This is a genomic window from Bradyrhizobium sp. LCT2 (assembly GCF_009931255.1).
GTDB classification, from domain to species: Bacteria; Pseudomonadota; Alphaproteobacteria; order Rhizobiales; family Xanthobacteraceae; genus Bradyrhizobium; species Bradyrhizobium diazoefficiens.
The window spans coordinates 1420707-1440750 of the sequence record NZ_CP034432.1 but is presented as its reverse complement, the minus strand read 5'-3'; the positions used below and the strand labels follow the sequence as shown (position 1 = coordinate 1440750).

General features: G+C 65.2%; 14 protein-coding genes. 8 read left to right on the top strand and 6 right to left on the bottom strand.

Annotation, left to right across the window (positions count from 1 at the left end; genetic code table 11):
• The first annotated feature begins 8 nt into the window (after window positions 1-8).
• Window positions 9-395: an MAPEG family protein gene (locus tag EI171_RS07415; protein WP_011083819.1), complete on the top strand. Its 387-nt coding sequence runs from the start codon at window positions 9-11 to the stop codon at window positions 393-395.
• A gap of 192 nt (window positions 396-587) precedes the next feature.
• Here the strand turns inward: EI171_RS07415 and EI171_RS07410 are convergent, their stop codons facing one another.
• From EI171_RS07410 to EI171_RS07400, 3 genes are all read right to left on the bottom strand, one after another.
• Window positions 588-1781 (bottom strand): ABC transporter substrate-binding protein, encoded by a 1194-nt coding sequence (locus EI171_RS07410; RefSeq protein ID WP_161532960.1) that lies wholly within the window; start codon window positions 1779-1781, stop codon window positions 588-590.
• A 274-nt stretch (window positions 1782-2055) separates the two neighbouring features.
• Window positions 2056-5220: an efflux RND transporter permease subunit gene (locus tag EI171_RS07405; RefSeq protein WP_011083817.1), complete on the bottom strand. Its 3165-nt coding sequence runs from the start codon at window positions 5218-5220 to the stop codon at window positions 2056-2058.
• A complete protein-coding gene (locus tag EI171_RS07400; protein ID WP_161532959.1) occupies window positions 5217-6434 on the bottom strand; it encodes an efflux RND transporter periplasmic adaptor subunit in 1218 nt (405 codons plus the stop codon). The genes EI171_RS07405 and EI171_RS07400 overlap by 4 nt, the downstream gene beginning before the upstream one ends.
• Window positions 6435-6837: 403 nt before the next feature.
• Between EI171_RS07400 and EI171_RS07395 the strand changes: the two genes are divergently transcribed.
• From EI171_RS07395 to EI171_RS07365, 7 genes are all read left to right on the top strand, one after another.
• Window positions 6838-7992: an iron-containing alcohol dehydrogenase gene (locus EI171_RS07395; protein WP_161532958.1), complete on the top strand. Its 1155-nt coding sequence runs from the start codon at window positions 6838-6840 to the stop codon at window positions 7990-7992.
• Between the two features lie 18 nt (window positions 7993-8010).
• Complete coding sequence (locus EI171_RS07390; RefSeq protein WP_161532957.1) at window positions 8011-9561, top strand: AMP-binding protein; 1551 nt, start codon at window positions 8011-8013, stop codon at window positions 9559-9561.
• 318 nt (window positions 9562-9879) lie between these two features.
• Window positions 9880-11478, top strand: a complete 1599-nt coding sequence (locus tag EI171_RS07385) for an ABC transporter substrate-binding protein (RefSeq protein ID WP_028172663.1) — start codon at window positions 9880-9882, stop codon at window positions 11476-11478.
• 30 nt (window positions 11479-11508) lie between these two features.
• Window positions 11509-12456: an ABC transporter permease gene (locus EI171_RS07380; protein ID WP_011083812.1), complete on the top strand. Its 948-nt coding sequence runs from the start codon at window positions 11509-11511 to the stop codon at window positions 12454-12456.
• A 9-nt stretch (window positions 12457-12465) separates the two neighbouring features.
• Window positions 12466-13359 (top strand): ABC transporter permease, encoded by an 894-nt coding sequence (locus EI171_RS07375; RefSeq protein ID WP_028172662.1) that lies wholly within the window; start codon window positions 12466-12468, stop codon window positions 13357-13359.
• Window positions 13359-14363 carry an ABC transporter ATP-binding protein gene (locus tag EI171_RS07370; RefSeq protein ID WP_161532956.1) on the top strand — a complete coding sequence of 335 codons (1005 nt, stop codon included), beginning with the start codon at window positions 13359-13361 and terminating at the stop codon, window positions 14361-14363. Before EI171_RS07375 ends, EI171_RS07370 begins: the two co-directional genes overlap by 1 nt.
• Window positions 14360-15346 (top strand): ABC transporter ATP-binding protein, encoded by a 987-nt coding sequence (locus tag EI171_RS07365; RefSeq protein ID WP_161532955.1) that lies wholly within the window; start codon window positions 14360-14362, stop codon window positions 15344-15346. The genes EI171_RS07370 and EI171_RS07365 overlap by 4 nt, the downstream gene beginning before the upstream one ends.
• Here the strand turns inward: EI171_RS07365 and EI171_RS07360 are convergent.
• From EI171_RS07360 to EI171_RS07350, 3 genes are all read right to left on the bottom strand, one after another.
• Window positions 15318-16130: a hypothetical protein gene (locus EI171_RS07360; protein ID WP_161532954.1), complete on the bottom strand. Its 813-nt coding sequence runs from the start codon at window positions 16128-16130 to the stop codon at window positions 15318-15320. The genes EI171_RS07365 and EI171_RS07360 overlap by 29 nt on opposite strands.
• A 262-nt stretch (window positions 16131-16392) precedes the next feature.
• On the bottom strand, window positions 16393-18369 hold the full coding sequence (locus tag EI171_RS07355; protein WP_161532953.1) for an acetyl-CoA carboxylase biotin carboxylase subunit: 1977 nt from the start codon (window positions 18367-18369) through the stop codon (window positions 16393-16395).
• Window positions 18366-19982 carry an acyl-CoA carboxylase subunit beta gene (locus EI171_RS07350; protein ID WP_161532952.1) on the bottom strand — a complete coding sequence of 539 codons (1617 nt, stop codon included), beginning with the start codon at window positions 19980-19982 and terminating at the stop codon, window positions 18366-18368. Before EI171_RS07350 ends, EI171_RS07355 begins: the two co-directional genes overlap by 4 nt.
• Window positions 19983-20044 lie beyond the last annotated feature (62 nt).

Sequence of the window (20044 nt, the reverse complement as noted above, 5' to 3'; positions counted from 1 at the left end):
AGCGAGCGATGTATCACCTCACCGCCCTCGTCACGCTGCTGGCGATTGCGTTTTATTTCTTCGCCACCATCAACGTCTCGCGCGCGCGAGCGAGGACGGGCATCAAGGTGCCGGCGACCTCAGGACACCCGGACTTCGAGCGCGCCTTCCGCATCCAGGTCAACACGCTGGAATGGATGCCTATCTTCCTGCCGTCGCTCTGGCTGTTCGCGATCTACATCAGCGACGCCCTCGCAGCCGGGATCGGCGCGCTCTGGATCGTCGGCCGCATCGTCTATTTCATCGGTTATTCGCAGGCCGCCGCAAAGCGCGGCCCGGGCTTCTTGATCCAGGCCATCGCAGCCATTGCGCTATGGGTAGGGGCGATCGGGGCGGCGGTGTCGCGGCTGGTGTGAGGCGGGGGCTGCGGCCATTCCGCCGTCGTCCCGGACAAGCGCAGCGAAGCGGAGCGCAGATCCGGGACCCATACCCACAGGGAGTGGTTTTGCGAAGACTCGTAGTGGGAATCTCGCGCCACACTTCTCCCTGGGGTTATGGGTCCCGGCCTGCGCCGGGACGACTCGGAGATTGTAGCGCGGTCCTCGCCCCTACTTCGTCAGCGGGCAGCCGCTGTCCTTGGCGGTGAAGAACGCCTTGTCGCCGGGGACGGTGGCGAGCAGCTTGTAGTAGTCCCAGGGCTTCTTCGACTCCGAGGGCTTCTTGACCTCGAACAGATACATGTCGTGGACCATGCGGCCGTTCTCGAGAACCTTGCCGCCCTGCGCGAAGTCGTCGTCGACCGGCAGCTCCTTCAGCTTCTTGGCGACGGCTTCCGGATCCTTGGTGCCGGCGGCCTTGACCGCTTTCAGATAGCTCAGCGTCGCCGAATAGGTGCCGGCATGGATCATGCTCGGCATCCGCCCGGTGCGCTTGAGGAAACGTTCGCCGAGATTGCGGGTCTTGTCGTTGAGATCCCAGTAATAGCCCTCGGTCAGCACCAGGCCTTGCGCGGCCTGCAGGCCGAGGCCGTTCACTTCGGCGAGCGTCATCAGGAGGCCGGCGAGCTTCTGGCCGCCGGAGACGATGCCGAACTCGGACGCCTGCTTGATCGAGTTGGTGGTGTCGAGGCCGGCATTGGCGAGGCCCACGATCTTGGCCTTGGAGCTCTGCGCCTGCAGCAGGAAGGAAGAGAAGTCCGAGGAATTGAGCGGCACGCGCACCGAGCCGACCACCTTGCCGCCATTGGCGGTGACGATCTCGCTGGTGTCCTTCTCCAGCGCGTAGCCGAAGGCGTAGTCCGCGGTGAGGAAGAACCAGGTGTCGCCGCCGGCCTTGGTCAGCGCGCCGCCGGTGCCGACGCCGAGCGCGCGGGTGTCATAGGCCCAGTGGAAGCCGTAGGGCTGGCAGGCATCGCCGGTGAGGCGCGAGGTCGCGGCGCCCACGACGATGTCGATCTTTTTCTTTTCCTTGGAGAGCTCGTGGATCGCGAGCGCGACCGAGGAGGTCGTCAGCTCCGTGATCATGTCGACGTTCTCGACATCGTACCAGCGCCGCGCGATCGAGCTCGCCAGATCCGGCTTGTTCTGGTGGTCGGCGGTGACGAGCTCGATCTTCTGACCGAGCACCTCGCCGCCAAAATCTTCGATCGCCATCCTGGCCGCTTCGACCGACCATTTGCCGCCGTAGTCTGCATAGACGCCGGACTGGTCGTTGAGGATGCCGATCTTGACGCCTTGCGCGGAGGCCGGTGCTGCCAGCAGCAGGGCCGAGGTTGCGACGGCGGCCAAAAGGGCTGATTTCATGTGTTGGCTCCCAGCAGTGTTCTGTTTTGAAATCGCGCGGATACTAGTGAAGAACCCCGGGAATGCCCATCCATTGCGTGTTGGTCGTTAGTATGAAGGGCGGCACCACAAAAGACCGTCGTCCTGGACAAGCGCAGCGAAGCGGAGCGTAGATCCAGGACCCAATACCCCAGGGAGCAATTTGGCGAAGACCGGTGGTCGCAACCTGCTCGCGCCGCAACTTCTCCCTGGGGTAATGGGTCCTGGCTTTCGCCAGGACGACGCTGGAGAAACATCACATTGCGACCTTCGGCTTCCCGTCGTTCTTCCCCTCAGCCAGATTGCGCACCACCACATAGAAGATCGGCGTGAACAGAAGCCCGAACAGGGTGACGCCGAGCATGCCGAAGAAGACGGCGACGCCGACGGCCTGGCGCATTTCCGAACCGGAGCCCGTCGAGACCACCAGCGGCAGCACGCCGAGAATGAAGGCGAAGGAGGTCATCAGGATCGGCCGCAGACGCAGGCGGCAGGCGTCGATCACGGCCTCCAACCGCGGCTTGCCTTCGTTCTCGATGTCGCGCGCGAACTCGACGATGAGGATCGCGTTCTTCGCCGCCAGTCCCACCAGCACGACGAAGCCGATCTGGGTGAGGATGTTGACGTCCTGCCCCATGATGCGGACGCCGATGGTGGCCGCTAGCAGGCACATCGGCACGATCAGGATCACCGCGAACGGCAGGGTCCAGCTGCCATATTGCGCGGCGAGCACGAGATAGACGAACAGCACGCAGATCGGGAATACCAGCAGGCCCGCGTTGCCGCCGGTGACCTGCTGGTAAGAGAGATCCGTCCACTCGAAGGTGAAGCCGCTCGGCAGGGTGTCGTCGGCGAGCTTCTTGATGGCGTTGAGCGCGGTGGTCGAGCTCGTCCCAGGCGCCGGCTCGCCCTGGAGCTCGGACGCCGCGTAAAGATTGTAGCGCGCGACGCGGTCGGGCCCCGAGACATCCTTGAAGTCGACCACGCTGCCGAGCATCACCATGTCGCCGGAGGCGTTGCGCGTGCGCAGCCGCGCGAGATCGCTCGGCTCTTTGCGGAACGGGAAATCGGCCTGCGCGGTGACGTGGTAGGTGCGGCCGAACAGGTTGAAGTCGTTGACATAGGTCGATCCGAAATAGGTCTGGATCGTGTCGTTGATGTTGGCGATGGGTACACCGAGCTTCTGCGCCTTGGTGCGGTCGATGTCGACGAAGAGCTGCGGCGTGTTGGCTGAGAACGGCGAGAACACCGTCGGAGCGAGCAGCGAGGGCGATTTGCGGGCGGCGGCGACGAGCTCGTCGGTCGCGGATGCCAGCAGCTCGGGCCCTCGGCCCTGGCGGTCCTGGATGCGGATGGTGAAGCCGCCGCCCGTGCCGATGCCGGGCACGGCGGGTGGCGGAATCACGATGATGAAGGCGCCCTGGATCGCGGCGAGGCGCTTGCGCAGCTCGGCCGTGATGGCATTCGCGGTCAGACCCTTCTTCAGCCGCACCTCGGGCTCATCGAACACAGGGAAGAGCGCCGCCGCATTGCCGGCCTGCGTTCGTGTCGCGCCCGAGAAGCCGGCGAAGGCCGCCACGCGGATAATGCCTGGCGTGTCCAGCGAGATCCGCTCGATCTCTCGGACAATCTCGGTGGTCCGCGCCAGCGATGCCGCACCCGGCAACTGCACTGAGATAATGACGTAGCCGCGGTCCTGCGCCGGGATGAAGCCCTGCGACGTCGTCCCGATCAGCCAGCCTGCGCTGCCGATTAGCACGACATAGATTAGCAGCATCACCACCGAGTGCCGGATCACGAAATTGGCAAGGCCGGCATAGCCATGCGCGAGACGGTCGAACGTGCGGTTGAAGACGCCGGTGAAGGCATTCCAGCCGCGCGCGACGACGTTCCAGCTCGCCGGCGGCCGCTTCTCCTCGTGCGGCGTCAGGATCTGCGAGGCCAGCGCCGGTGACAGCGTCAGCGAGCAGAAGCAGGAGATCGCGGTCGCAACCGCAATGGTGACGGCGAATTGCTGGAAGAACTGCCCGGAAATGCCGCCCAGAAATGCGGTCGGCACGAACACCGCGCACAGTACCAGCGCGATCGAGACCAGCGCGCCGCCGACCTCTTCCATGGTCTTGAGCGCGGCATCGCGCCGGCTCAGGCCGTGCTCAAGATGGCGCTCCACATTCTCCACCACCACGATGGCGTCATCGACCACGATGCCGACCGCGAGCACGAGACCGAATAGCGTGAGATTGTTGATGGAGAAGCCGAGCGCCGCCATCACCGCAAAGGTACCGACCAGCGAAACCGGGATCGCGATGATCGGAATGATCGCGGGCCGCCAGCCCTGCAAGAACACCAGCACCACGATTACCACGAGCAGCATGGCCTCGTAGATGGTCTTGATCAGCTCATGGACGGACTGCGCGATGAATTCGGTCGGGTTGTAGCCGATATTGTAGTCGAGGCCTTTCGGAAAACTCTCCTTGAGCTTCGTCATCGTGTCGGAGATGTGTTTGGCCGTCGCGAGCGCGTTCGATCCCGGCCGCTGCGTCACCAGCATCGCGACCGCCGACTTGCGCAACAGGAAGCTGTTGGTGGAATACGCCAGCGCCCCGAGCTCGATCCGGGCGACGTCGCGCAGCCGCACCGTGCGGCCGTCGGAGCCGGCCTTGATCAGGATGTCCTCGAACTGCTTCTGGTCCTTCAGGCGTCCGGTGAAGGTGAGGTTCGGCTGGAAGGCGCGATCGGCGATCGGCGGCTCGGCAATCTGTCCGCCCGCGATCTGCACGTTCTGGGCACGGATCGCCGCCAGCACCTCGGTCGAGGTCAGGCCGAGATTGGCGATCCGGTCGGGATCGAGCCACAGCCGCATCGAATAATCGCGCGCGCCGAAGATCTGGATGTCGCCGACGCCGTCGATGCGAAGCAGCTGGTCGCGGACCTGGAGCAGCGCGTAGTTGGAGATGTAGAGCTGGTCGAAGCTGTCGTCGGGCGACAGCATGAACACGACCATCAGGATGTCGGGCGAGTTCTTGCGGGTGACGACGCCGTTGCGCTGCACCTCGTCCGGCAGTTGCGGCTGCGCGATCGCGACGCGGTTCTGCACCAGCACCTGTGCCTTGTCGAGGTCGGTGCCGAGCTTGAAGGTGACGGTGATCGTCAATTGCCCGTTCGAGGTCGCCTGGCTGTAGAGATACAGCATGTCCTCGACGCCGTTGATCTGCTGCTCGATCGGAGCGGCGACCGTGTCGGACACGGTCTGCGCGGAGGCGCCGGGATATTGCGTGGTGACGACGACGGTCGGCGGCACGACTTGCGGATATTCGGAGACCGGCAGCGTCGTATAGGCGAGCGCGCCGACGATCAGCAGCACGATCGACAGCACCATCGCCAGGATGGGCTGGTTGATGGAGAGGCGGCCAAGGTTCATGACTTGTCACCGGGCTTGCCGCCGGCCGGCGCGGGCGCGGGAGACGGAGCGACCTTGGCGCCGACGCGGGCGCGCTGGATGCCGTTGACGATGACGCGGTCGTCAGCCTTCAACCCTTCGCGGATCACGCGCAGGCCTTCGTCGATCGGCCCAAGCACCACGGGACGCGCTTCGACGGTGTCATCAGGCTTGACCACGAACACGATCTTGCGGGACTGGTCGGTCGCAACGGCGACATCCGGGATCAGCAGCGCCTCGTAGGGCGCGCTGCCGATCAGGCGGACGCGGCCGAACTGGCCGGGCAGGATCGACAGATTGGTGTTCTTGATCACGGCGCGGCTGCGCAGGGTCCCGGTGGAGACATCGAGGCGGTTGTCGAGGAAGTTGATGGTGCCCTCATGCGAGGGCTTGGTCTCGCCGGCCAGCGTCACCTGCACCGGGTTCGCCGTATCGCGCGAGCTCGGGCGCTTACCTTCGAACCAGAGCTTGCTGTATTTGATGAACGTCGTCTCATCCATGTCGAAATAGACGTAGATCGGATCCAGCGCGACGATCGAGGTGAGCAGCGTCGAAGTGCCGGTATCGCTGCCCTGCACGAGATTGCCGGGGCTGACGAGATGGCGGCTGACGCGGCCCGTGAGGGGCGCGGTCACATGGGTGAATTCGATGTTGAGCTTGGCGGCCTTGAGCGCGCCTTCGGCCTGCACTTCCGCCGCGTGCGCGGCCTGCAAGGCCTGGCGGCGCTGATCGACGACCTGCTCGGAGACGGCGCTGGTCTGCACCAGGTTGAGGCCGCGATCGAGCTCGCGCTTGGCAAGCTCCACCTTGGCGCGCGCATCGGAGAGCTGACCGTCCGCCTGCTCCGCCACCGCCTCGAACGGACGCGGGTCGATGACGTAGAGCAGATCGCCCTGGTGCACGATGGCGCCGTCCTGGAATTCGACGGAGTTGACGAAGCCGCCGACACGGGGGCGCACCTGCACCTCCTCCACGGCCTCGAAGCGGCCGGTGAATTCGTCCCAATCGGTGACGGTGCGCTTGACCGGCTGGGCGACCGTCACCGGCGGAGGTGGCGGGGCCGCGGCCTGCGAGGTCGGCTGTCCGCAACCGGTGAGTGCAAACGCCGCGGCGAGAAGGCCGGCGATGGCGTAAGGCCGCGGCCGAACGAAATCGTGCGTTTTGACAAGTTGCTCGCTTCCATCCGGTCCGCTCATCCCAGGTCCTCGCATAAAAGCCGCAGAAAACGCAGGGTACTCGCCTACCCGCGGGGGACACAAGATGGGCTGCCATAATGAAATCTTCAAGACGATGGCTCGCGCAACGCTCGGCGAGAGGACCTAGCCTGATGACGGGTTGACAGGGAGGGAGATGGCGCTCCTTCGCCTCTCCCAGCTTGCGGGGAGAGGCCGAATCGCATCGCAAGTTGCGATCCGGGTGAGGGGGAGTCTCCGCGAGTCCAACTGTCACCTCCCTTGCGGAGAGCCCCCCTCACCCCAACCCTCTCCCCGCAGGCGGGGAGAGGGAGAAGAGTAGCCAGCGTCTTCGCGCATGACGGGCGGGGCAGGCTCGGCTAGATTACCTCTACAAGAACAAGACGAATTGTCCGGGAGGACAGACGTGCACCAGGGACGTGTCGTTTACGGCGCGATCGAGGAGGTCGTCTTCGGCCATCCTGCGGCAGGCGCCATCGTCGCGCAGATGGACCGGCTGGGGACGCGCCGTGCCTTCCTGATGGTCTCCGGCACGCTGAACCGGCAGACCGACGAAATCGAGAAGATCAGACAGGCGCTCGGCGCACGCTGTGCGGGCATGTTCGACGCCATGCCGGCGCACACGCCGCGCGAGGCGGTGATCGCCGCCGCCAATGCGGCCCGCGAGGTGGGCGCCGACCTGATCGTCACGGTTGGCGGCGGCTCGATCACCGACGGCGCCAAGGCGGTGCAGCTCTGCCTTGCCAACGGCATCGACGATGTCGACGGCATCGAGCGCATCCGCGTGCACAAGGGCGTCGCGCCGGAGATGAACGCGCCGACCGTACGGCAGATCAGCGTGCCGACGACCATTGCCGGCGGCGAGTTCAGCGCGATCGCGGGCGTGACCGACCGCAGCACGCATGTGAAGCAGATGCTGCGGCATCCGCTCACGGTGCCGCGCGCGACCATCCTCGATCCCGCCATCACCGTGCACACGCCGGAATGGCTGTTCCTGTCCACCGGCATCCGCGCGGTGGACCATTGCGTCGAGGCGATCTGCTCACGCGAGACGCACCCTTATGCCGACGCGCAATCGGTCAAGGGCCTCGCCATGCTCGCCGACGCGCTGCCGCGGGTGAAGGCCGATCCCGCCGACCTCGACGCACGGATGGATGCGCAGATCGGCACCTGGCTGTCGATGGGCGCGCTTGCGGCCGGCGTGCCGATGGGGGCGAGCCATGGCATCGGCTACGTGCTGGGTGCGGCCTTCGACGTGCCGCACGGCTACACCTCCTGCATCATGCTGCCGGCGGTGATGCGCTGGAATGCGCGCGACAATGCCGAGCGCCAGATGATCGTGGCCGCCGCCATGGGCTTTCCCGGCCACAACGCCGCCGACGTGCTGGACGCCTTCATCCGCTCACTCGGCATGCCGCGGAGCCTCGCGGAGGTGCACGTGTCGCCCGAGCATTTCGACGCCATCGCCGAGCAGGCGATGCGCACGCCCTGGGTGCCGCGCAACCCGCGCAAGATCGACGGCCCCGCGCAGTTGCGCGAAATCCTGCTTCTCGCCGCATAACCTCAAGCCGGAGGATCGATGTACACTGGTCTCCATGCCCGCCTGCGCCCGCTCCAGCCCGCTTTCATCATGGCGGCGACCGGCGAGACCGTCACCTATCGTGAGCTCGAGGCGCGCAGCAACCGCCTGGCGCACCTGTTCCGCAAGCACGGTTTGAAGCGGCTCGATCACTATTCGATCTTCATGGAGAACAATTCGCGCTATCTCGAGGCCTGCGGCGCCGGTGAGCGGTCCGGGCTGTACTACACCTGCATCAACTCCTTCCTCACGCCCGGCGAGCTCGCCTATCTCCTGGTCAACAGCCAGTCCAAAATCCTGATCACCTCCGTGGCGAAGCTCGACATCGCGCGTGAGGCGATCCAGGCCTGCCCCGACATCAGGCTCTGTATCGTCGCCGACGGTCCCGGCGAGAGTGACCGCATCGTCGGCCTTGCCGAAGTGACCGCCGGTCTGCCGAAGACCCCGATTGCGGATGAGTGGCTCGGCACCGCGATGCTCTATTCATCCGGCACGACAGGGCGGCCGAAGGGCATCCTGCGGCCGCTGCCGGAGGAGCCGCCGAAACACAATCTGCCGCTGTTCGATTTCCTGACGAAGCTCTGGCACTACCGCGAGGGCATGGTCTATCTGTCGCCGGCGCCGCTCTATCACTCCGCGCCGCAAGCCGCCGTGAACCTCACGATCCGCATGGGCGGCACCGTCATCATCATGGAGACGTTCGATCCCGAGCGTTACCTCCAGCTCGTCGAGCAATGGGGCATCACGCACACCCAGCTGGTGCCGACGATGTTCTCGCGCATGCTGAAGCTGCCGGAAGAGGTGCGAAAGCGCTACGACCTGTCTTCGCTCGAGATCGCGATCCATGCTGCGGCGCCCTGCCCGGCCCTCGTCAAGGACGACATCATCAAATGGTGGGGGCCGATCATCCACGAATATTACGGCGCGACCGAAGGCCTCGGCTTCACCGCCTGCAACAGTGAAGAGTGGCTTAGCCATCGCGGCACCGTCGGCAAGGTGCTGCTGGGCGACCTCCACATTCTCGATGAGAACATGCGGGAATGCCCGACCGGCACGCCGGGCCAGGTGTGGTTCAAGACCGCATCGCCGTTCGAATATTTCAACGATCCGGAGAAGACGAAAGAGGCGCGCTCGGCCGACGGCAGCATGAGCACGGTCGGCGACGTCGGCTATGTCGATGCCGATCGCTTCCTCTACCTCACCGACCGCGCGACCTTCATGATCATCTCGGGCGGCGTGAACATCTATCCGCAGGAATGCGAAAATCTGCTGATCACGCACCCGAAGGTTGCGGACGCCGCCGTGTTCGGCGTGCCCAATCCCGATCTCGGCGAAGAGGTGAAGGCGGTGGTGCAGCCGATGCCGGGCGTGGTGCCGGGCGAGGCGCTTGCCGAGGAGCTGATCGCCTTCTGCGGCCAATCGCTGTCGCGGCAGAAGGTGCCGCGCTCGGTCGATTTCGAGAAGGAATTGCCGCGGCTGCCGACGGGGAAGCTGTACAAGCGGCTGCTGCGCGACCGGTACTGGGGGAACAAGTCGTCGCGGATTGTGTGAGCGGTTTTGGGCAATCCTGCGCCACACATTCAGTGTCGTCCTGGCGAAGGCCAGGACCCATACCGCGTGATCTCGCGATTGTTGTAGGTCGCAATACCGGACGACGATCTTCGCCAAACACCTCCCTGGGGTAATGGGTCCTGGCTTTCGCCAGGACGACGCCGGGGGAACTCTTTCATTGTGAAAGAGTGAGACCTGCGGCCTTCCGTCATCCGAATTGTCGAGAGCGCCGCCACCCTTGCCGGTTGCCTCGCTACGCGCGCGTCGCTATCGTCGCTTCAACAGGCCGCAAAAGGCTGTTGTCCAAGGAGGACGAGGATGCGGAGCGTGCGGGCGCTTGCCGCGACGGCGGCGCTATCTTTGCTGGCGTTTTCGACCATCGCATTGGCCGGCGGGCCCAAGCAGGGCGGAATCCTGCGGATGTATCACCGCGACAGCCCCGGCAATGCCTCGATCCATGAAGGCGCGACCTACTCGCTCAACGTTCCCTTCATGCCTGTGTTCAACAACCTCGTCATCTACAAGCAGGACGTGGCGCAGAACAGCATGGACACCATCGTCCCCGAGCTCGCGGAGAGCTGGGCCTGGGTGAACGACAACAAGACACTGACCTTCAAGCTGCGCCCGGGCGTCAAATGGCACGACGGCAAGCCGTTCACCTCTGCGGACGTCAAATGCACCTTCGACATGCTGATGGGCAAATCGCAGCAGAAGTTCCGGCAGAACCCGCGCAAGACCTGGTACGACCAGGTCAACGACATCTCGACCAACGGCGATCTCGAGGTCTCCTTCAACCTGAAGCGGCCGCAGCCTTCGCTGCTGGCGCTGCTCGCCTCGGGCTATACGCCGGTCTATCCCTGCCATGTCTCGCCCGGCGACATGCGTACGCACCCGATCGGCACCGGCCCGTTCAAGTTCGTCGAGTTCAAGGCCAATGAATCGATCAAGCTGACCCGCAATCCCGACTATTGGCGCGAGGGCCGGCCCTATCTCGACGGCATCGAGCTCACCATCATTCCGAACCGCTCGACCGCCATCCTCGCCTTCGTCGCCGGCAAGTTCGACATGACCTTCCCGACGGAGGTGAGCATTCCGCTGCTCAAGGACGTGAAATCCCAGGCGCCGAACGCGGTCTGCGTGGTCGAGCCCAACAATGTCGCGACAAACATCATCGTCAACTCCTCCTCGCCGCCGTTCGACAACATCGACATCCGCCGCGCCATGGCGCTGGCGCTCGACCGCAAGGCCTTCATCTCGATCATGTTCGAGGGCCAGGGCGATGTCGGCGGCACCATGCTGCCGCAGCCGAACGGCCTGTGGGGCATGCCGAAGGAGATGCTCGAGACCATTCCGGGCTATGGCCCCGATGTGAACGCCAACCGCGAGGAAGCCAAGAAGCTGATGCAGAAGGCCGGCTACGGCCCGGACAAGCACCTCGCCGTCAAGATCTCCACCCGCAACATTCCGGTCTACCGCGATCCCGCGGTGATCCTGATCGACCAGCTCAAGAGCATCTATATCGACGGCGAGCTCGACGTGGTCGAGACCGCGAACTGGTTTCCGAAAATCGCGCGCAAGGACTACATGCTCGGGCTCAACCTGACCGGCAACGCGGTCGACGATCCCGACCAGTCGTTCTACGAGAATTATTCCTGCGGTTCCGAACGCAATTACACCAACTACTGCAACAAGGAGATCGAGAAGCTGTTCGACGTGCAGTCGCAGGAGACCGATATCGCCAAACGCAAGAAGCTGGTGTGGGACATCGACAAGAAGTTGCAGGAGGACGTCGCGCGCCCGATCATCTTCCACGCGCGCACCGGCAGTTGCTGGCAGCCCTATGTCAAGGGCGTGACCGTCATGTCGAACAGCTCCTATAATGGATACCGGTACGAAGACGTTTGGATGGACAAGTAGCGCGCTAACGGTTCGACGGGAGGGCGCGGGATGTTTGCCTATCTGGTGCGGCGCCTGTTCCTGATGCTCGTGACCCTGTTCGGGATCTCGGTCGTCATCTTCTTCCTGCTGCGCATCGTGCCCGGCAACATCGTCGACATCCTGTTCGCCGCGGCCGGCTATGTCGATCCCGCCGACAAGGCCAATCTGGAGAAGGAGCTCGGCATCGACCAGCCGCTGGTGGTGCAATATTGGCACTGGATCAGCGGCTTCCTGCGCGGCGATTTCGGCTACTCCTATGTCTCCGAGAAGCCGGCGCTTCAGGAGATCCTGCCGCGGATCCCGATCACGGCGCGGCTTGCCGGCCTGGCACTGCTGTTTTCGGCGTCGATCGGGATTCCCTTGGGCGTCATCAGCGCGGTGAAGCAGGGAACGCGGCTCGACTACGCGCTGCGTGTCGTCAGTCTTTCCGGCCTGTCGCTGCCGTCATTCTGGCTGGGGCTGCTGGTCCTCACGGCGTCGGTGGCGATGTTCGGCCAGATGCCGCTGTTCAATCCGAACCCCCAGAGTTTTGGGGAGGCGGTCGCAACCTATTGCATCCCGGCGATGGTGGTCGGATTCCGCAGTTCGGCGCTGACCATGCGCATCACCCGCTCCTCGATGCTGGAGGTGCTGCGGCAGGATTACATCCGCACCGCGCGCGCCAAGGGCGCGTCCGACGCCGCGGTGAACTACCAGCATGCGCTGAAGAACGCGATCCTGCCCGTTATCACCGTGATCGGGATCGAGGCCGCGTTCCTGATCGGCGGCCTGATCGTCACCGAGACCGTGTTCAACATCCCCGGTGTCGCACGCTTCCTGGTCGAGGCGATCCGCTGGCGCGATTATCCGATCGTGCAGAACCTCGTGATGTTGATCGCCGTGGTGGTGGTCAGCGCGAATTTCATCGTCGACATGCTGTATGCGGTGTTCGACCCGCGTATCCGGTACACGGACTAGGAGAGCCGATTGGCCACGATCGACTATGATCTCGAACTCAGACGCGCCGGCATGCATGCGACCGGGGGCTGGCGGCGCGTGCTGTTTCTGGCGCAGCGGCATGTGCTCGGCGCTGCGGGGCTCGTCATCATGACGGCGTTCGTGCTGACCGCAATCTTTGCCGATTTCATTGCACGCTATGACCCCCTGACGATCGATGCCGCCCGTGCGCTGGCTCGCCCGAGCCTGGCGCACTGGATGGGAACGGACTCCTTCGGCCGCGACGTCTTCAGCCGCATCATTCATGGCTCGCGCATCTCGCTTGCCGTCGGCATCGGCTCGACCGCGCTCGGCGGCACGATCGGCGTGATCGTCGGGCTGACGTCCGGTTATCTCTCCGGCTGGGTCGATCTGGTGTTCCAGCGTGTCTCCGACGTCCTCCAGGCGCTTCCATTGCTGGTCCTGGCGTTGATCATGACCGCCGCACTCGGTCCGTCCTTGCCGAACGTCATCATCGCCATTGCCATTCCGCTGATCCCGACCGTGTCGCGTGTCGTCCGCGCCAACACGCTGGCGCTGCGCGAGCTGCCCTTTATCGAAGCTGCCAAGTCGATCGGCATGAGCGAGGTGCGCATCGCGCTCCGCCACGTGCTGCCGAACACGCTGGCGCCGCTGATCGTGCTGGCGACCGCCCAGCTCGGCTCGACGATCCTGACCGAAGCCTCGCTCTCCTTCCTCGGCCTCGGCATTCCCGAGCCTTATCCGTCCTGGGGCCGCATGCTGTCGGAATCCGCTGCCGAATATGCCCGCACCGCGCCGTGGCTGGTGATCTTCCCGGGGATCGCGATCAGCCTCGCCGTGTTCGGCGCCAATCTGTTCGGCGACGCCCTGCGCGACATCCTCGATCCCCGGCAGCGCGGCTGATGGCTGATAAATCCGATCTCGTGCTCGAAGTGAAGAACCTGAAGACGGTGTTCTTCACGAACTCCGGTCTCTTCAAGGCCGTCGATGATGTTTCCTTCACCGTCAGGCGCGGCGAGACGCTGGCGATCGTCGGCGAGTCCGGCTGCGGCAAGAGCGTCACCGCGCTGTCGCTGATGCGGCTGGTGCCCGATCCGCCCGGCCGCATCGTCGGCGGGTCGGTCTCGCTCGAAGGCACCGATTTGTTGACGCTGGACGAAGCGGAGATGCGCGCCGTCAGGGGCAACCGCATCTCCATGATCTTCCAGGAGCCGATGACGTCGCTCAATCCCGTCATGCGGATCGGCGACCAGATCGTCGAGGCCGTGCGGCTGCACCGGGTGACGTCGGCCAAAGAAGCCCGGAACATCGCAGTCGAGATGCTGCGGCTGGTACGGATTCCAGAGCCGGCACGGCGCGCGCGGGAATATCCGCACCAGTTGTCGGGCGGCATGCGTCAGCGCGCGATGATCGCGATGGCGCTGGCCTGCCGGCCGGCGCTGCTGATCGCGGACGAGCCGACCACTGCGCTGGATGTCACCATCCAGGCGCAGATCCTGGCGCTGATCCTCGACCTCCAGAAGGAGCTCGGCACCGGGCTCGTGCTCATCACGCATGATCTCGGCGTCGTCGCGCAGACCGCGCAGCGCGTGATCGTGATGTATGCAGGCAGGAAGGTCGAGGAAGCCAGCGTCGAGGCGCTGTTCGCCGATCCCAGACACCCTTATACGCGCGGGCTGATGGCCTCGATTCCGTCGGTGCCGGCGTCCGGCGCCGCGACGCAGGCGCGGCTCAACGAAATTCCCGGCACCGTGCCGTCGCTGGTGCGGCTGCCACAGGGCTGCGCCTTCGCGCCGCGCTGCAAGCTCGCGATCAAGCGCTGCGAGGAGTACCCGCCATTGCAGGATTGGGGCGGCGGCCATCTCGCCGCCTGCTGGCGCGCGGCTGACGTCGCGGAGGTCGCATGACCGAAGCGCTGCTCGAGGTCACCGACCTTAGGAAGCACTACCCGGTGCGCGCCGGCGTGTTGCGCCGGCAGGTCGGCACCGTGCACGCGGTGGACGGCGTCTCGTTCACGGTTGGTGTCGGCGAAACATTGGGGCTGGTCGGCGAGTCCGGCTGCGGCAAGTCGACGGTGGCGCGCAGCGTGCTGCGGCTGGTCGAACCGACCTCGGGCCAGATCCGTCTCGAGGGCGAGGACATCACGCATCTTTCCAAGGCGGCGCTGCGCCCGCACCGTCGCTCGATGCAGATCGTGTTCCAGGACCCCTTTGCTTCGCTCAATCCGCGCATGACCGCGGGCGACATTGTCGGAGAGCCGCTGGCCGTGCACGGGCTCGCGAGCGGCAAGGAGCTGGAAGCGCGGACTGCAAGGCTGTTCGAGCAGGTCGGCCTGCGGCCCGACCAGATGCGCAACTTTCCGCATCAATTCTCCGGCGGCCAGCGCCAGCGCATCTGCATCGCACGGGCGCTCGCGCTGGGGCCGCGCCTGATCGTCTGCGACGAGCCGGTCTCCGCGCTCGACGTCTCGATCCAGGCGCAGGTGATCAATCTGCTGATCGACCTGCAACGCCAGCACGGCTTCTCCTATCTCTTCATCGCGCACGACCTCGCCGTGGTCGCCCATATCAGCCACCGCGTCGCGGTGATGTATCTCGGCCGCATCGTCGAGATCGCCGCCAAGGACGAGCTGTTCAGGAACCCCCGCCATCCCTACACGCAGGCCCTGCTCGCCTCGGTGCCGATCGCCAACCCGCTCGCGAAGAAGCTCGCGCCGCTGGTCGACGGCGACGTGCCGAGCCCGGTCAATCCGCCATCCGGCTGCGCGTTTCACACGCGCTGCCGGTTCGCGATGGACCGGTGCAGGACGGAGCGGCCGGCGCTATTAGATGCGGGCGACGGGCACCAGGTGGCGTGTTTGCTCAATGACGGGACTGGGCGGAGCCAATAGCAACAGGCGCCAACGCCCGGATCACCGGCCACGCCGCCAGCGCAGCAGCCAGATGCTTGAGTGTGTGGCCCGAGACGATATGCCCTGTCGCTTCGAAAACGGCCTCGTCGCCGAGCTCGAAAAGCTTGGCCAGCACATAAAAGAAAATCACGCCGCCGAGCGGCACGCCAAGCGCACCAGGCCGGGGCCGTGTCAGGGCCAGTCCCACGGCCAACGCCATGCCGCCGAACTGCACGACCACCCATGGCGTGAGGTTCTCGCGTGCCACCCAGGCCGCGAGCAGGCCCGCAACCATCATCAGCACCAGCACCGCCTCGCCCGCGCGCACGCTGATGCGCTCGCTGGCCGCGATGCCCAGGAATCCTGCGAACGCCACCGCCATGCCGAGACGATCAGCCACGAGCCGTTGCGGCATGTCGGGGTCCAGATGATAGAAGCCCGAGCCTAAGCAAGTGAGGATCAGTCCCACAAAAAACCAGCTTGCTCCCACGGGTGCATCATGGCGGGCGCGCAGCCGCTCCGAGCCCCAGACGCCCATCGCGAGGAAGGCGAGATTGCTCAGTACGTCGCCGGCGTTGGGCACGCCGAGCCAGGAGCGGGCGTCGACGAAATGCGGGATGTGCCACGCGCCGGGGGGCAGAGTCGGCGCCAGCAGCGCCGCCAGGGCCAGAACGAAGAGCGCGCCGATCAGGTATTTTTCGCGAACTGTAGGTGCGGCGAACCGACGGGGCGTTGAGGGGAACGTGACATTGGGCTTTTGAGCGTGGTCATGTGCGCACAGCATGGGAGCTCCGTATTTGAACAATGTTCAGTATTGGTAACCCACTAATGAACATTGTTCAATCTGAATCGCGCGATCGATGCAAATTTCTAACATCTCTTTGAAATTATTTATGATTCCATACGAGGCGGAGGCCAGCAACCCACAGCGAGTTGAGTTCGGGGCAGCATCTCCGTCGTCATTGCGAGCGCAGCGAAGCAATCCAGACTGCCGCCGCGGAAAGATTCTGGATTGCTTCGCTGCGCTCGCAATCGAATTTGCCGCGCTACCCCGCTCCGATCTCCGCGACGATCCTGCCGGTGGTCACCTGCTCACCCTCGGTGACGTCGATCGCGGCGACCACGCCGTCGATGCCGGCCTTGTGGACGTGCTCCATTTTCATCGCTTCCAGCGTCAGCACCGGCTGGCCGGCGGCGACGCGGTCGCCCGGCTTGACCAGGACGGCGACGACGCGGCCGTTCATGGCGGCGCGGACTTTTCCGTCGCCGCCGTTGGTTGCCGCCGCCTTTGGCGCAGCGAGAGTGAAGTCGGTCACCGCGAGCGGAAAGCCGCGATGCTGGAGATAGAGCCGATCGCCATCGCGCAGGAATTTGGCGCTGTCCATCATACCGTCGTGACGGAAGCGGATCGCGTCAGGATCGAGCTGATCAATTTCGAATTTGTCCTGCCGGCCGTCGGTGGCGACGGTGTACCCACCATCCCGCTCTCGCGTAACTTCGAGTTCGCGCGCCTGGCCGGCGATCTCGATTTTCGCAGGAAGCGGAAACGTTGCCGACAGGCTCCGGCCGCCCCGCCATGACGGCGCGCGCGGATTTGTGACGTAGAGCAGCAGGCCTGCCAGCGCCGTGCCGAACGCCGCGTCCGCCGGGGGAGCCAGCAGCTCGTCGCGATGAGCGCCGATGAACGCCGTCGTCGCCTCGCCCCTGGCAAAGCCGGGATGACGCAGGCAGGACATCAGGAAGGCCTGGTTGGTGGTCACGCCGAAGGCGGTGAGCTGCTCCAGGCCGACGATCAGCCGTCCCCTCGCCTCCTCGCGTGTCGCGCCGTGGCTAATCACCTTGGCGATCATGGAATCGTAGAACGGCGGGATCTCCGAGCCTGATTGCAGCGCGTGCTCGACGCGGATGCCATCCGGCACCTGCCAGCGCGCCATGCTGCCGGACTGCGGCATGAAATCCTGCGCGGCATCTTCCGAGCAGAGCCGCACCTCGATGGCGTGACCTGCGAAGCGGATGTCCTGCTGCCTCACCGGTAATTGCTCGCCGCGCGCGACGCGCAGCTGCAGCTCGACGAGATCTAGCCCCGTGATCGCCTCGGTCACGGGATGCTCGACCTGGAGACGGGTGTTCATCTCCATGAAGTAGAACTCCCCGCTCGCATCGAGCAGGAATTCCAGCGTGCCGGCGCCCTCGTAACGCAGCGCCTTCACCGCGGCGACGGCGACCTCGCCCATTCTCGCACGCAGCTCCGGCGTGACGGCCGGCGACGGCGCTTCCTCGATCAGCTTCTGGTGCCGCCGCTGCACGGAGCAGTCACGCTCGCCGAGATGAATGGCGTTGCCGTGGTTGTCGCCGAACACCTGGATTTCGATATGGCGTGGATTCTGGATCGCGCGTTCGAGGATGACCGTGGCATCACCGAACGCAGCCTTCGCCTCCGACCGCGCGCTGCGCAGCGCGTCGGGGAAGGATGCAGCATCGGTCACGAGCCGCATGCCGCGGCCACCACCGCCGGCCACCGCCTTGATCATCACGGGAAAGCCGATCTTCTTGGCCTCCGCGAGCATGACCTCGTCGCCTTGCTCAAGGCCCTGATAGCCGGGCACGCAGGGCACACCGGCGTTCCGCATGATCTCCTTGGCACCGGCCTTGTTGCCCATCGCCTCGATCGCCTGGGGCGACGGGCCGATGAAGACGAGACCGGCGTCCTTGCAGGCCTGCGCAAAGTCCTCGTTCTCGGCGAGGAAACCGTAGCCGGGATGGACGGCATCCGCGCCGCTGGCTTTCGCCGCGGCAATGATCGCGGGGATGTTGAGATAGGATTGCGCCGGCAGCGCCTCGCCGATGCGCACGGCCTGATCGGCCTGCCGCACATGGAGCGCATCGCGATCCGCGTCGGAATAGACCGCGACGACGCCGAGGCCAAGCTTGCGCGCGCTGCGCATCACCCGCAACGCGATCTCGCCGCGGTTGGCGATCAGGACCTTGAAGAACGGCCGGTGCTGCACTGATCCGTTCCTCATGGCCGGGCCACCGAGAACTGCATGCGCTGGGGCGTGCGTGCGTCGCCTTCGCGGCAGATCGCGAGCACTTCGGAGAGGACCGCCCGGGTGTCGCGCGGATCGATCACGCCGTCGTCGAGCACGCGCGCGCTGGTCGAGAACACGTCCATCTGACCATCGAACACGCCGACGATCTGCGCCTTCATCGCATCGAGCTTGTCCTTCTCGATCGGCTTGCCGCGCCGCGCGGCGGCGGCTTCCGTCACGATGGCCATGGTCTCGGCGGCCTGCTCGCCGCCCATCACCGCCGTCTTGGCGTTCGGCCAGGAGAAGCAGAAGCGCGGATGGAAGCCGCGCCCGCACATGCCGTAATTGCCGGCGCCGAACGAGGCGCCGCAATAGATGGTGATCTGCGGCACCGTCGCCGACGTCACCGCCTGGATCATCTTGGAGCCGTGCTTGATCATGCCGGCTTCCTCATAGGCCTTGCCGACCATGTAGCCGGTGGTGTTGTTGAGATAGAGCAGCGGCGTGCGGGTCTGACAGCAAGCCTGGATGAAATGCGTTGCCTTGTTGGCGCCGGCAGGATCGAGCGGGCCGTTGTTGGTGATGATGCCGATGGCCTGGCCCTCGATGCGGGCATGACCGCAGACAGTGGCCGGGCCGTAATTCGGCGCCATCTCGGTGAAGTCGGAATCATCGATGATGCGGGCAATCACCTGCTTCATGTCCACGGGGCGCTTGTGGTCCATCGGCATGATACCGAGCAGCTCGTCCTGGTCGTAGCGCGGCGGCTTGAATTGCGGAGCAGCTCCGTCCGGCCGCTCCCACTCCAGGGCCGCCATGATCTCGCGCGCGATGCGCAGCGCGTCGCGATCGTCCTCGGCGAGATAGTCGCCGAGGCCGGAGACCTGGGTGTGCATCTCGGCGCCGCCAAGCTCTTCCTCGGTCGCGATCTCGCCGGTTGCGGCTTTCAGCAGTGGCGGACCTGCGAGGAAGGCGCGGGTGCGGCCGCGCACCATGACGATGTAGTCGGACAGGCCCGTTTGATAAGCGCCGCCCGCGGTCGATGAGCCGTGCGTTACGGTCACGACCGGCAGGCCCGCCGCCGAGAGCCGCGCCAGGTTGCGAAAGATGTTGCCGCCGCGAACAAAATCCTCGACGCGGTAGCGCAAGAGATTGGCGCCGGCGCTTTCGACCAGCTGCACGTAGGGCAGCTTGTTCTCCAGCGCGAGCTCCTGCACCCGCAGCGTCTTGTCGAGGCCGAACGGCTGCAGCGCGCCGGCGTCGATGCCGGAATCGCTGGCGCTGACCATGCAGCGGATGCCCGAGACGAAGCCGATGCCGGCGATGACGCCGCCGCCCGGCACGCTCTTGTTCGGATCGGGCACGTCGAACATGTAGCCGGCGAGCGTCGACAGCTCGATGAAGGGCGCGCCGGGATCGAGCACCAGCGCGACGCGCTCGCGCGGCAGCAGCTGGCCGCGCTTGTGAAAGCGGTCCTTTGCCGCGGCCGATGCGGCACGCGTGCGCTCTTCCAGCGCGCGCATGCGGTCGATCAAACCCAGCATGCCGTCGCGGTTGGCGTGGTAGGCCGCGCTGCCGGGGGAAATGGTGTTTTCGAGAATGGACATTAATGCTCCTTCCCGTCATCCCGGGGCGCGCGTAGCGCGAGCCCGGAATCCATATTCCCGAT

Excerpts from the sequence above, each read along its gene's own strand:
- EI171_RS07415 (WP_011083819.1), top strand. The coding sequence starts at position 9 with ATGTATCACCTCACCGCCCTCGTCACGCTGCTGGCGATTGCGTTTTAT.
- EI171_RS07410 (WP_161532960.1), bottom strand. The coding sequence starts at position 1,781 with ATGAAATCAGCCCTTTTGGCCGCCGTCGCAACCTCGGCCCTGCTGCTG.
- EI171_RS07405 (WP_011083817.1), bottom strand. The coding sequence starts at position 5,220 with ATGAACCTTGGCCGCCTCTCCATCAACCAGCCCATCCTGGCGATGGTG.
- EI171_RS07400 (WP_161532959.1), bottom strand. The coding sequence starts at position 6,434 with ATGAGCGGACCGGATGGAAGCGAGCAACTTGTCAAAACGCACGATTTC.
- EI171_RS07390 (WP_161532957.1), top strand. The coding sequence starts at position 8,011 with ATGTACACTGGTCTCCATGCCCGCCTGCGCCCGCTCCAGCCCGCTTTC.
- EI171_RS07385 (WP_028172663.1), top strand. The coding sequence starts at position 9,880 with ATGCGGAGCGTGCGGGCGCTTGCCGCGACGGCGGCGCTATCTTTGCTG.
- EI171_RS07380 (WP_011083812.1), top strand. The coding sequence starts at position 11,509 with ATGTTTGCCTATCTGGTGCGGCGCCTGTTCCTGATGCTCGTGACCCTG.
- EI171_RS07370 (WP_161532956.1), top strand. The coding sequence starts at position 13,359 with ATGGCTGATAAATCCGATCTCGTGCTCGAAGTGAAGAACCTGAAGACG.
- EI171_RS07365 (WP_161532955.1), top strand. The coding sequence starts at position 14,360 with ATGACCGAAGCGCTGCTCGAGGTCACCGACCTTAGGAAGCACTACCCG.
- EI171_RS07360 (WP_161532954.1), bottom strand. The coding sequence starts at position 16,130 with ATGCTGTGCGCACATGACCACGCTCAAAAGCCCAATGTCACGTTCCCC.
- EI171_RS07355 (WP_161532953.1), bottom strand. The coding sequence starts at position 18,369 with ATGAGGAACGGATCAGTGCAGCACCGGCCGTTCTTCAAGGTCCTGATC.
- EI171_RS07350 (WP_161532952.1), bottom strand. The coding sequence starts at position 19,982 with ATGTCCATTCTCGAAAACACCATTTCCCCCGGCAGCGCGGCCTACCAC.